This window comes from Paenibacillus sp. EKM10P (assembly GCF_011800655.1).
Lineage (GTDB): Bacteria > Bacillota > Bacilli > Paenibacillales > Paenibacillaceae > Paenibacillus > Paenibacillus polymyxa.
Map to the genome: position 1 here is coordinate 110,254 of NZ_JAALET010000003.1, position 13,148 is coordinate 123,401.

The 13,148-nt window shown below is 41.4% G+C and carries 15 protein-coding genes; all 15 read right to left on the bottom strand.

The features are described from left to right. Positions 1–5: 5 nt before the first annotated feature. Entirely contained in the window at positions 6–344 is a 339-nt protein-coding gene (locus HFE01_RS09870; protein ID WP_167437851.1) for a hypothetical protein, read from the bottom strand. Next, complete coding sequence (gene fliS / locus HFE01_RS09875) at positions 341–730, bottom strand: flagellar export chaperone FliS (RefSeq protein WP_107733841.1); 390 nt, start codon at positions 728–730, stop codon at positions 341–343. Before fliS ends, HFE01_RS09870 begins: the two co-directional genes overlap by 4 nt. A gap of 30 nt (positions 731–760) precedes the next feature. Further along, the gene (fliD, locus tag HFE01_RS09880) at positions 761–2,239 is read right to left on the bottom strand and encodes a flagellar filament capping protein FliD (protein WP_107733840.1); all 1,479 of its coding nucleotides are present in this window, start codon (positions 2,237–2,239) and stop codon (positions 761–763) included. An 18-nt stretch (positions 2,240–2,257) separates the two neighbouring features. Then, the gene (locus HFE01_RS09885; RefSeq protein WP_243208167.1) at positions 2,258–2,620 is read right to left on the bottom strand and encodes a flagellar protein FlaG; all 363 of its coding nucleotides are present in this window, start codon (positions 2,618–2,620) and stop codon (positions 2,258–2,260) included. Between the two features lie 147 nt (positions 2,621–2,767). Continuing rightward, on the bottom strand, positions 2,768–3,538 hold the full coding sequence (locus HFE01_RS09890; protein ID WP_107733839.1) for a flagellin N-terminal helical domain-containing protein: 771 nt from the start codon (positions 3,536–3,538) through the stop codon (positions 2,768–2,770). A gap of 186 nt (positions 3,539–3,724) precedes the next feature. Beyond that, positions 3,725–3,961 (bottom strand): carbon storage regulator CsrA, encoded by a 237-nt coding sequence (gene csrA, locus HFE01_RS09895; RefSeq protein WP_058710896.1) that lies wholly within the window; start codon positions 3,959–3,961, stop codon positions 3,725–3,727. Beyond that, positions 3,961–4,404 carry a flagellar assembly protein FliW gene (locus HFE01_RS09900; protein WP_107733838.1) on the bottom strand — a complete coding sequence of 148 codons (444 nt, stop codon included), beginning with the start codon at positions 4,402–4,404 and terminating at the stop codon, positions 3,961–3,963. Before HFE01_RS09900 ends, csrA begins: the two co-directional genes overlap by 1 nt. Before the next feature lie 83 nt (positions 4,405–4,487). Then, the gene (gene flgL, locus HFE01_RS09905) at positions 4,488–5,396 is read right to left on the bottom strand and encodes a flagellar hook-associated protein FlgL (RefSeq protein WP_167437852.1); all 909 of its coding nucleotides are present in this window, start codon (positions 5,394–5,396) and stop codon (positions 4,488–4,490) included. 28 nt (positions 5,397–5,424) lie between these two features. After that, the gene (flgK, locus tag HFE01_RS09910) at positions 5,425–7,005 is read right to left on the bottom strand and encodes a flagellar hook-associated protein FlgK (protein WP_107733836.1); all 1,581 of its coding nucleotides are present in this window, start codon (positions 7,003–7,005) and stop codon (positions 5,425–5,427) included. Between the two features lie 15 nt (positions 7,006–7,020). Then, entirely contained in the window at positions 7,021–7,521 is a 501-nt protein-coding gene (locus tag HFE01_RS09915; RefSeq protein ID WP_107733835.1) for a flagellar protein FlgN, read from the bottom strand. 9 nt (positions 7,522–7,530) lie between these two features. After that, positions 7,531–7,806, bottom strand: a complete 276-nt coding sequence (flgM, locus tag HFE01_RS09920) for a flagellar biosynthesis anti-sigma factor FlgM (RefSeq protein WP_016822917.1) — start codon at positions 7,804–7,806, stop codon at positions 7,531–7,533. A 195-nt stretch (positions 7,807–8,001) separates the two neighbouring features. Continuing rightward, positions 8,002–8,412: a TIGR03826 family flagellar region protein gene (locus HFE01_RS09925; protein WP_019688798.1), complete on the bottom strand. Its 411-nt coding sequence runs from the start codon at positions 8,410–8,412 to the stop codon at positions 8,002–8,004. Between the two features lie 741 nt (positions 8,413–9,153). After that, complete coding sequence (locus HFE01_RS09930; RefSeq protein ID WP_107733833.1) at positions 9,154–9,621, bottom strand: LysM peptidoglycan-binding domain-containing protein; 468 nt, start codon at positions 9,619–9,621, stop codon at positions 9,154–9,156. Between the two features lie 383 nt (positions 9,622–10,004). Further along, on the bottom strand, positions 10,005–10,568 hold the full coding sequence (locus HFE01_RS09935) for a ComF family protein (protein ID WP_107733832.1): 564 nt from the start codon (positions 10,566–10,568) through the stop codon (positions 10,005–10,007). 350 nt (positions 10,569–10,918) lie between these two features. Next, a complete protein-coding gene (locus HFE01_RS09940) occupies positions 10,919–13,039 on the bottom strand; it encodes an ATP-dependent helicase ComFA (RefSeq protein WP_107733831.1) in 2,121 nt (706 codons plus the stop codon). Positions 13,040–13,148 lie beyond the last annotated feature (109 nt).

Genomic DNA, 13,148 nt, shown 5'->3' on the forward strand with positions numbered 1-13,148 from the left:
TATAATTAATTCCTCTTGTCAAAAAACAAACTGTCTGGTGTATATTTGGCATTGTATGCTGCCTGTTGATCTTGAATTGTCCCTTTTTTTGCAAGCCATTCACTAGCTTCTACTTTAAAACTCTCCATCTTGGAAAGAATAGCTTCGTCGAAAACAGTAAGTTGCTGTATTCGTTTTTTATCTGTCTCAGTAAGTTTTTGTTGATTAGAAATGATTTTAAGGGAAATTTTTTCTCTTTGATCTGCATACTGGCTTAATTCCATGTAACTGACTCGGTGAATTCGCTCAATCAGCTCTATTGTGGCCCTTTCCAGTTGGGTTACATATTCCTGAACAGCACTCATTCAATCGACTCTACATTATGATTTAGTGATTTTATAGCTGTATCCCAAGCGCCTCTTAATTCTGTTAAATGGGAAATGACTTCTTCCGCAGGTATCACATTCTTTTTCAAGTTAGCATTGATGAGCTGGTGAAGCATGTACTCGTACACTTGGTAAAGAGTGGCGGAAATCGGATAATCATGATTTAAAGCAGCAATAAGTTCATTGATAACGGCCTGTGCTTTACACAAGTTCGTATTGGCTTTTTCATGATCCGTTTCCTCTATTCCTTTAATTCCCATTCGTATAAAGCGAATCGCTCCATCATACAGCATTAGCAACAGTTGGCCCGGTGAAGCTGTTTGCAATTGCGCTTGTTGATACTTTTGGTAGGGTGAATTAATCAATTCTAGATCTCTCCCTTGGAAAATTTGGTGTTAACTAAACATACTTGAAAGACTGGATGACGTGCTGTTGTATTTGTTCATAGCCGTTTCCATAGCAGTGAATTGCTGATAATAACGTGTTTCTATCATTGTAAGCCTATCTTGTAAAGCATCAATCCGCTTATCATAATCTGATAACTGGTCGCCTATTTGACTCTTTGGCTGGAAAGCTGCTGTTAAATCAGAACTGACTTTAGAGGTTCCAGCCTTATCCGCCAAACTTTGAAGAGCACCTTGATTAGTCTTCTTCAGCCGGCTGAATATACCATCCGAACCAGTATAGTTTGTTGAAGAAGAAGTATCCGTCTGGCCAAACAAAGCAGTTACGTTTTCAGGAGTGGTTTCCAAAGCCGCACGTAACTTCTTCTCGTCTACGTATAGTTTCCCTTTTTCACTATAGGTACCGGTTGTAATTCCGATCTGAGTCAAATTTATTTTCTCGCCACTCGGTAGAACTACATCTGTAATAATCGCTGATCTCATATCACTAAGTGTTTTGTCTACAATAGAATCATTTTTGAGCATACCACTCTTGGCTTTGCTTTCCCAGAGTGTAATCTCGTCTTCCTTCATGTCCTTTCTCTGGTCACTGGTCAACGGTAAATATTTACGATAACGTTCTTCACTTGTTTTTTGGTTTAATGTCGAAAGTGTATCATTATACGCCTCAACAAAAGATTTTATAGTGTTAACCATTGCGTCAACATCCTGTGAAACTTCAATTTGTGTTGACTGTCCTGTCGGTGTAGTTCCATTTAAACTGATTTCGACACCATTAACTGTGAAACGATTTGAAGTCTGTTCTGTTGTTAGACCATTAATTTCAACAATTGCATTTTTTCCTTTTACGACATTAGCTGTTTTGAGTCCGAAGCTTTGTTCAAGGAGTTCTCCACTTAATGTAATATCATTATTTCCTGTATTCTTATTAGTCAAAGAAATTTTACCAGATGAGGCATCATATACAGCGGTCACACCAGCTTTTGTGCTCCCGTTAATTTTGGAAATCAATGAATCGATTGTATCGTCTGAAGTGAAATTTATAGTATCGGATCCGACAGTAATACTATTCTCATTACCCGTGTATATATCTGACAGCTTTGTAGTACCAGGAGAGGCAACTACTGTTCCTCCAGAAGATACAACATTAGAAGCAGTCGCCAGATTAGTAACCTTGACATTTAATACAGAGTTCACAGATGCTCCAGTTGCTGTGGCAGTGAGCACATTAGAAGCTCCAGTAACGGTTGCTTTTTTTGAATCGATAGCGCTACTAAAACTAAAATTTGTTAATTTTTCATTAAAAGTGACTAATTTCGTACTTACTTGGCGGTATCCATCACGCTTCCATTCTGTCAGTTGCTTTTGCTGGTTCAGTTTGTTTAATGGAATACTTTCAGCAGTCATTAACTTTTTGACCATTGAATCAATATCCATTCCTGATGCCAAACCACTAATTCTCATTGTCATAACTAATCCTCCTGAATGTTAAGCTTTTTTATCAATAATAAGCCCGTTCATTTCCATTAAATTTGCCGCTACATCAAGAAGCTTTTCTCGGGGGACTTCCCGAATTAAATCACCTGTCTGTTTATCAAAGACCTTGATCATTATTGCGTGGGTCTCCTTGTGAATGGAAATCTCAAACTTTTTTTCCGGCCCCTGCACAGCTCTAATTACCTTTTCTAATTGCTGAATTGCTTTTTCTTCTTCACTAGACAATCTCTCGACCGATTGATTAACATTTTGCTGATTTATAGCTATAATTGATGGTTCATCTGCGACACCCTTAGGTGAGATAGATATCGCCTGTCCTGGTATTGGGCCAAGACCAGAAATACTATTATCCACAACTTACCCCCCTTATCGTGCTGAAGCATCATCAAGAACGTTTTTAGTTTTAATACTCTTTATATCGGAAAATAAGTGCTAATTATGAAGGGAATAACAAAAAAGAGACCTTGAAAATCAAGGTCTCTTCTAAGGAAAAAGTATAGATTAACGAAGTACAGACAAAATACCTTGTGGAGCAGAGTTTGCTTGTGCCAGCATGGATTGGGAAGCTTGCAGCAAGATGTTGTTTTTGGACAAGGAAACCATTTCTTTAGCCATATCTGTATCACGGATACGGGATTCAGCAGCAGTCAGGTTTTCTACTGTAGTACCAATGTTGTTGGAAGTGTACTCCAGACGGTTTTGCACAGCACCCAGTTTAGCACGTTCTGTGGAAACGGCTTTGATCGAATCCTCCACTTCAGACAGTGTTGTTGTAGAATCCAAACCACTGAAAGATGTAGTTGTAATAGAAGCAATAACAATAGTACTGGAAGCTTTATCATTAACTGTAATGCTTGCACCAGCGGTAATCGTGATACCATTGAAGGTAGTTTTAGTCATGATTTCGTCAATTTGGGCACCCAATTGATCCAACTCTTGACCGATATTATCTTTATCGTTAGTACTGTAAGTTCCGCTCGCTTTTTGAACGTTCAATTCTTTCATACGAGTCAGCATGGAGGATACTTCATTCATTGCGCCCTCAGCAGTTTGTACGAAAGAGATGCCGTCTTGAGCATTACGTTGAGCTTGCTCCAGACCACGGATTTGACCACGCATGGATTCGGAGATGGACAAGCCAGCAGCGTCATCAGCAGCACGGTTGATGCGCAGACCGGAAGACAGTTTCTCCATATTTTTACTTGCTGCATTTGTGTTCAGACCCATGTTGCGGTGTGTATTCAATGCCGGAATATTGTGGTTGATAATCATTGTAAATTTCCTCCCTGAAATGGTTTAATGCCCACATCCTTGTGGTATGAACGTCTTCACAGGTCGGCCGCCCTGAAGAATTACCGTTCTACAATATATATCGACCTCTCGCACAAAATTGTTTATAGCATTTCAAAATTTTATTCAGTAATCTTCCAATATTAATTGGACATATTCATTTTTTCACTAATTTTTGCTTCTCTCTCCCATTTCTAACATGGCATTCTTAAGAGCTTCAAGGTCCATAACTGCGTTTTGATTGTTATCCTGAATTGCATCAAAAATTTCTTTGCGATATATATCTATATCTTTTGGTGCTGATATACCTAACTTTACGTTATCACCTTCAACAGATAATACAGTTATAACAATGTCATTATGGATTACAACGGACTCACCTTTTTTACGGGATAAAACAAGCACTAAGATTCACCACCCTGCTCTTCATGTGTTGGCTTCGGCCACAATGCATCTCTTGTAGTATAATCAGTATGTTGTAAAACAATTTGTTTGCCAATAGACTTCTCTACATTGAAAATTAAAGGTGCAAGCAAGTTGACTGTTACTTTTTCCCTATTACTATGCCAAGTCACAATACAGCGAACTTCAATCTGCTCTCGATCTGTCACACCGATATCTGCAAGTGTATCATTGGATAGTTCAAACTCATAATCAGATACAAAATCAAATGGATTGATTGTAATAAACGTGACTGTCGCCTCTTCTACGGCGCTCAAAATACTGAATAATTCATTATGCTCTTGTAGCTTATATTCATGTAAATGCTCAAAACCGGGTAATCCCTTCGGAAAAACAAAAACCGCTTCTTCATCACGACATCTTATTCCATTCAATTTCCGGGTCATTTCTTATCCTCCTTAAAAATCAACAAAAGAGCTACGGATTTCCATCCATAGCTCTACAGTACTAATGTCAAAGATTCTAAAGGCTAACGCATAAAATCCATTAAAGAAGGTTGCACGATCTGAGCAGATGATTTCAAGGCTGCCTCATAAATAGTTTGGGCCGAGGTTGCCTGAATCATCAAACTTGCAATATCAGCATCCTCAGTTTTAGATTGCAAGGTTGTTAAATTCAGATTTCTATCATCCAAACGAGATTGCACAAGTTGTACACGGTTTGTCCGTGCACCAACCTCAGACAAACTAGCCTGCATTTTTGTAAAACGCGATTCAATATTAGCAGACTGGACACTAATAGCGCTATAGTTACCAGTTGTTAAAGCGGCGCTCAAGTTGTCCATAACTTTAAAAACATTATCCGCATCCGTTGAAGCTCCAAAAAATTCACTCCCAGGTGTATTTACCTGAAATGTGGATTGATCCCCTATTGCATAATTTACAGCACCTTGATCTGTATCAATTTGGTCATAACTAGTCGTGGTACTGGTGAGTTCATAGGGGGCCTGATCATATTTTTGGCCATTAAAAATATACTTACCACGGATTTGGCTGTTTCCAATATTGGTCATTTGTTCCTTAAGCTGATCGACCTCCAACTTAATTGCATCGAGTCCAGATTGAGGAACCGTTTCACTCGAGGCTTGAACCGTCAGTTCCTTTAACCGTTTCATGACATCTCCAGCCTGCTGCATAGTAGAGTCGGTAAAATCTAACCAACTCACGGCTGCATCTGCATTGCTGGAGTATTGCTCATTAGAAGCTAACTCAGATCTATACCGAAGGGCATAAGTTACACCTACAGGATCATCTGAAGGTTTATTGAGCTTACGTCCGGTTGTGATTTGGTTTTCCATTTTATTCATATTGCTGTAGTTACGGTTCAGGTTATTGAGCGTTTGCATGCTCATCATCCCCGAGGTTACTCGAATCGCCATACGCTACCTCCTACTAACAAAAATAGAATTAGAGTCCTACACGGCCTGTACTATTAATTAGCTTGTCCAACAGCTGATCGAATGTCGTCATAAAACGAGAAGACGCACTATAAGCATGCTGAAATTTGATCAGATTGGACATCTCCTCATCCAGAGACACTCCGCTGACAGATTGTCTACTTAAATCTACTTGCTCCGTCAGGAGCTGCGCATTCTGTGATTGACGTTCCGCTTCCTGAGTCTGAACCCCAAGCTGCCCGACAATAGAGCTAAAGTAGTCATCCACTGACGTTGGATTGGATAAAGCCGCTCCAAAATCAAACTTTACATTCTTCAAGTTAGCCATAGCCATAGCCAAAGCATTGTTCCCGAGTATCACCTTCTCACCGGTCGTACCCGTTCCGTCTACCCGCATTGAAGTTGCAATTTTATTAGGGTCATTTTGTATGTCAGGATTTAACGTAATATTACCAGCTGTAATCGCAGCACCATCTTTAGAGGTGAAAAAGGCATCCCCTTTAGTAGGAGTTGTGCCACTAATTGTATAACCCAACTGATGAAGGCCATTGATCCCTTGGACGGTAACTTTCAAATCGCTTGTTAAAGTCCGGTTATTATTTGCATTAGAGTAGGTAACCGCTGTATTATTCGGTCCTGTATTCAACACCGTTCCTTCAGGAAGCACAGTACCTTTAGGAAGGGTCACTTCAATATTTCCATTAGCCAGTGTATTCGCCAATTGATTCATCTGATTTTTGTAATCCGCAACATATCTGTCACGTGACAATACCATTCCGTAAACTTCGCCGCCAGTCAAGGTGCCACCTGTAAAAGCAGCCTGAAGGCCGTCTGCAGTTACTGGAGTAAGTTCGCTACCAGTTACAACCATTTGTCCGGCTACCGTTACTTGATATCCGTTATCTAATTGGGTAACTTGCACGTTAGCTAGTTTAGACAACTTATCAATCGCATAATCTCGCTGGTCTCTTAAATCATTTGGATTATCCCCTAAAGACTCCAACTTGGTAATATTGCCGTTTAAATCTGCTACAGATTGCAGAAGAGAATTCATTTCTGTTGTTTTTAAAGTAATATTACTAGTTAAATCTGTCTCCAGCGCATCAAGCTGCTTACTTGTTTGATTCAAGGCATCCGTTAAAGCCAACGTAGTTTCTTTAACAATCTTACGGTTAGTTACGTCCTGAGGATCTTGGCTTAAATCCGACCAAGCATTCCAAAAATTGTCCATTACTTTTCGCATACCTGTGTCAGAAGGCTCATTCATAATCGTCTCGAGCTTATTCAAAGTATCGTAGCGGATACTCCATCCACCTAAAGAGGAGTTTTCATTACGATATTGGTCATCTAAAAACGTCTGACGAACACGCTCAATAGCAGTGAATTCTACCCCTGTGCCCATTTGACCTCGTACAACAGAACGGTTCAAACCATAAGCTTCCATAGATTCTGAAGCCTTCATACTAACCACTTGTCTGGAGTAACCCGCTGTGTTGGCATTTGAGATATTGTGTCCAGTTGTATTTAATGCCGCCGTTTGTGTATTCAAGCTTCTTTTTGCTGTTTCTATACCATGAAATGTTGAGACCATATTTTCCTCCTTCAATTAGGCGCGTGTATCAAATAGTCCCGCCCGTACAGCTGATGTGCTTTTGTCAGCTGGACGCTGATAAACCGCTTCAGATTCCGCATAATATGACATACTCTCAATGGAAAAATCAATATAGGAAAGCGCCTGTTTTATGAGCTGTTGATTCAACTCATTTAATTTTTTCAATTCTCCAAGCGTATCTGCAAGATTTTTTTGAATTTGAAGGAGGCGCTGCTTATCTTCTACATCGAACACAAGACGAGACAACTCTGTAATATTAAGATTCAACTTGGATTTAATACCACGTTCCTGCAAAAATTCATACGCTGCCTGCTGGCGTTGATCATCCAGCTGTTCAATGTGTCTGGACATCTTCGATTCCTGATTCATGACTTGTATGAGCTGCTCAACCTTATTTGATATCAGTGCTTCTTTTTTCTGAGTTCCTAATGCAATTAACTGCTCGTGCGCCTCTCTAAGCTGTTCCAGCACGTCAATCAAACGCTCTAAAGGCATATCCTTCACCTAGCTTTCGGAAGACTGCTTAAAGAAAGGTAATAGCTTCTCTGCAATTTTATCGGCATCCACACGATAGGTTCCAGAAGCTACTTGCTGCTTAAGCTCCTGAATTTTCTTAACGCGGTCTGCATCACTGCTGCGGTTCAGCATTTCCATTGCTTCTGGAGAAATGGAAACCTCGTCCTTACGGCGCGACTTCTTAAGCTCCTCCTGGCGTCCTGTTTCAATATTTCGCTGATATGGATTAATAGCTCCGATGCGGTTGGTCTCGTTAATTTTCATAACTTCCACCTTCCTTAGTTATTTGATATGGTCAGAATGTATCAGACGACATAGCGTCGAACATGGTTCGTATTATGCCTTACTTCTTTATTTTGGGCATGGTTGCTAAAATAAAAAAACCGATAAGCTCTATAAAGATTATCGGCGGTATTTGAAACTTTTTGAATAGCTGAATGCGTATTTAATTCCCCTGTACTAGTTTCCGCGAAGTTTATCAATCGCGCTGTAGGTACCTGAGCCCATATTATTACTTTGATCCTGATTACTACTTTCGCGTATGGCCTGATTCAGGTCTTTAGTCAGACGTGTTCGACAAGAATCGCACATATGCCCTTCACGAATCGGTATCCCGCATACCTCGCAAGGATACGTCATATTGGGCGCATTAGCAATGGAAATACGTCCCTCACGTATAAATGTCGTGATCTGTTTAACAGAGACACCTGTAGCTTCCGAAAGTTCATGCATATGAATACCTTTATTCTCACGTATATGTTTGACACACTGTTCGTATTCAACCTCAATTTCTTTAATACAGTTCTGACAGATTCCCCTAACATTCATAATAAACAGCTTTCCACAGCGAGGACAGTTATCCAAGTTCATCCTCTGTAGCGCCCCTTTCCAATTTCCGGTCTTTTAATTGCTTTTATCCTTACATTACCTTATAGCGAAGAGCCCCGTCTATCAAATATTTCAAAAAAAGTTTTTTAGATTTAACACAACTCCACATTTCGTACGTTATCATAGTAAAAGTTATAATAGGGGAAGATTCAACGGACAAAAATCCTCCCATTTCTATGTACATTAATATGCAACAACATAAAATGCAGAGGCAAATAAGCCCTTCTAATCCAGCCTATTACATGTGAGTATTTATCGTCAAACATTACTCCGTACTTTAGAGAAAAAAATAAAATAAGCGCCATTCCAGTTATTCTCGGGAATAGCGCTTCATTATCATTAAACAGCTATATATGAATATGGTTAAAATGTAGAAATAAAATGAGGGAAAAACCGGGCGAAACAATCCTCAGAAGAATTCATGTTCACCTGTGCCCCGAATACAATCAAGAAAATGCTATAAATCCGGGGGATCGGCGTCCATACGAATGCTCCGCACATGGAGTGTGGGTATTCATAAATCTCATACACCTAACATCATTTCAACTTATAAGCTATCTGAAATTAAGCTAGATGTACCATTGGAAATTTGCAGCCCAAAAAAACAAACGACTTTACAAATAATTATTCAAAAAAGCATTGTTTTAATAGAGGCCTTCCCGTATACTATAGTCAAAAGCTTGGTTTAATAAATACATTTTATACAACAGTTTATAATGTTTATTATTTATTTGTGTTTGTTTGTGGTACTTGCAGTTCTTGGCCAACTTTTACCAGATTGTTGATTTTAACCAGTTCTTCAACAGTTACACCGTATTTTTCAGCAATAGAAGCCAGTGTGTCGCCATCTTGAACATTAACAGTAATTGTTTTTACAGTTGTTGCTGGTGTTTCAGTTGTAGTTGTTGCTGGTTTTGTAGTTGTTGTTTGGTTGTTGTTCTCAGTTGTTGTTTGAGTCGGTGCTGTAGTTGTATTTTCAGTAGTTTCAGTTCCGTAAACTTTTGCTTCGAATGCTTTTTGCGCTGCTTCTTGCTGTTGAATGATCAGTTGTTCTTCAAATTGATCTTTATTTTGGTCTGAGTTGGATCTCGCCAATACTTGACCTGTAGCAAGTGGACTCAACAAAGATACTGCACCTAAGCTAACTGCCAACATGCTAGAAACTGCTACTTTTTTCATTACGTTTTTCATGATTTTGTTCTCTCCTCTTTTTAGCTTTAAATTTTAATTAACTGCTTTACTACTGAGCGAGACACTCCCAATGTCCGCTCTTTTGTCGTTAGCTGATCACTTATTACCAATCATGTTAGCTATCAACAGATAGAAATTGTACTCCTCTTTTCCAAAAAAATCAACCTCTAAATTGAAATATTCTGATTTCATCCCTCACTTCCTAACTTTTTGTTCGTCTCTATATTTTTATTATATACCTCTCTCTAGCTTGTTGTCAAATTCTGCTGATTGTACGGATTAAAAGGCTTCGGCCCTATCATTTGATCCTTCTTTCAAAAGAACTATAACCTTTTTTTCATAGTTTCAAGCATAAAATTATGGAATATAATAGAAATTTAGACTCACGATCTCGCTAGAGTCAGGCAAAAGATAGCCAAATGTACTCCTCGTTCTAATGCCTTTTCTCTCAAAACACGTGCACACGCCTGCAATGTACTCCCCGTTGTATAAATATCATCTACAAGCAAAATTGTAACGGAATGCATATGCTCCATTGCACGTTGAGATTCAGCTTTTAAAGTAAAGGATTTCATCAAATTCATCATATTGGGGTGAACAAAAAATGCATTATTCATTGTATTCATGCGTTCATTTTTTGATTTAAAGCTTTGCTTGCCTGTATCTTGCGGGCGAACAAGTAAAGGTAGAAAGGGGAGCTTATTTCGCTTTGCAATCTCTTCTGCCAAAATTTCAGCCTGATTAAAGCCACGCTCTGTCAGCCTCTTTTCACTTACCGGGACACAGGTCACTATATCTACATCCCACAAAGATTGCTTGAAACGATTACATTTATGACCTGCAAACTCATGTCTCATCGCCTGATAGGCACGGTTCATGATTTCGCCCAGCAGGGGGCCAAACTTTTCATTGCCGCGGTATTTAAACTGTCCAATCCATTCTTTCATCCTCGGCGTATAACTGGTTGCACTCCGATTACATACATAATAACGCACTAATCGGTCGGGCCTGACGCAATCTGGACAAGACGTCGGACGTCCACAATGTGCACAACGAATGTTGTAAACCCAAGGAATTTGGGTCGAACAATGAGTACAAAGCCCAGTAAATTCGGAAAAATGACCTGTGAGAGTGCCGCAAGCAACACATGTTTGCGACTGACGATGGAATAACCAATTCAAAAACAAACGGGTTCTTGGAATCATCCCCATACCAAAATGCACCTTTCTTGGTAGTTTACGTACCGACATTGTTTCAGGTTTCACATTTCCAAAAAAACTTTTTTTATTTAATGCATTTAGTGCTTCACCAATTTCAGATATCCTTTTTTCCGAGCCAGTGCATTCATACGTTTAATCTGTTTAATCGCTCTCTTTTGACCGCTAGTCCATTGAGGGGATATAAAAATAACACTACCACATGGGTCATCCTTAGATCTTCCAGATCGGCCAGCCATTTGGACAAGGGATGCTTCATCAAAAAGACTGCTGTCCGCGTCTAGCACATACACATCACTCCGCGGAACAGTCACTCCTCGCTCCAAAATAGTGGTTGTGACCAGCACACGTATTTCAGTAGCCCGAAATAAACGCACTCTAGTGGTTCGTTCTTCATCCTGCGATGAGGTACCGGCGATAGGTATATCAGGAAATTGTCTAATCAGCAGTTCCACAAGACCTTGAATATGTGAGATTCGTGTCACAAATAGAAAGACCTGCGCCCCTCGTTGAATGGATACGTTTAGGCGCTGAACAAATGAAGCAGGAAGCTGACCTTTTTGCAGCCACTGATGCACTGGAGGAGTCCCCAAACGAATTGGGACAGGTAGGGGATGACGATGAAAACGAACGGGAACCTTGGCATGTGGCAGTTGACCACGTGCAGCCTCTTTCTGCAAGGGGCGCGGTGGCGTAGCAGACAAATAAATAAACTTTCCTTCCCGCTTACATACTGCTTGGGCAGCAAAGGCAAGCATTGGATCATTGTGATAAGGAAATGCATCAATCTCGTCAATTACAACCAAATCAAAAGAGTGGCGATAACGCAACAGCTGATGTGTTGTTGCCAGTGTCAGTTGTCCCCTTTGCCACCGTTCTGTACTCCCTCCATAAAGCGTCACCATGCTAACCTGGGGAAACGCAACTGCCAAGCGAGGTGCCAATTCCAATACCACATCACGGCGCGGTGTTGCTACGAGCGCTGTCCCTCCGCGCTCCAACACATGCTGTAAAAGCGGAAACATCATTTCCGTCTTGCCCGCGCCAGTCACGGCCCAGAGCAGAAATCGTTCGGCCACAGAATCGGGTACTTGCCGGCCAGCAATCTCCCAAGCACGCTCGCCAGATTTGGGCGATGACTGCTCGTTGAGGGCAAGAGTGCTGCCATGCGCAGCGGCAGCACCTAATTCCTGGCGCGCACGCATGCTGCGCCGGAATAATTCGCGCGCTCGTTGCCATTGGCCTACCAGGCGAGAGTATTTTCGCACCCCTCCGGGTGGTGCGGCCAAAAAGCACAGCGCTGCTTCGGCGGCGGCACGTTGCGCAGGGCTCAGCCCCCAGCGGTCGAGATTCGTCGCCGGGGTTGCCTCTGCCGTGCGCGGTATGGTAGGTTTCGCTGTACCGCGCAGCAGCAGCGAGCACTCACGGCTGCGCCCAAGCGTGAGACATGTCTCGCAGTAGGCGCACGCCTTACGACCGCACGATGCGCAGCTTGTGCGGTGGATCTTTTCGCTGCCACAACGGTTGCAGCGGAGTTCCTGTCTACGCGCGGCAGACCAGCGCGCACGTGGTGCTGGAGCCAGACCAGCAGCAAAGCTGAGTCGGCCTTGCAGATATGCAAGTTGCGCAGCTGAACGCCAAGTATGCTCCAAATCCGGGGCTGCCTCTGCTAGCAATGCTTCAGCTTCAGGAACAAGCAACTGGCGTCCTGCCAACAAATGAGTCAGCTCGTTCGCTTGTCGTGTTAAACATTCCATATCCAATCCATTTACTCCCGTGGCGAGCTTCCGGTTTTGAATAGAACGTACAGTTCCTATTGTTTCTTGTTCCTCATTCCCATGTTGAGTGCGTGAAACCCATCCTTGGTGCCGGTCCCAAATGTAAATATTGTCTACTCCTCTAGATAAGACCCGTTCTCCATTAGAAGATTCAAGAACCAACTCATTCTTTAGCTGTGCAAGAGTATAGGCCCACCATTGTCGATCCCCCCACCGCTCCATCTCTGCTAACTCCCTAAATCCTCCACACAGGCTTACTCCCCAAGACAAGGGAAGCTCGTCTCCTAATAACACCCACCTTTCGACATCATTCTCCTGATGCTTATCTTGACACCGCCACCATGTCATATCTACTCGAATATCCACAGATAATCGAAGATTCCAATTCCCTTTATATCTGACTGCATATACTGCAATTTTCATCTTTGTTCTCTCCTCTCATTCATCATTGTTCCTAGTTCTTATCACCCTGGAGAACAGCAAAAAAGCACACTTCCATGGCTATTAGCCTGAAGTGTGCTTCACATCAAAC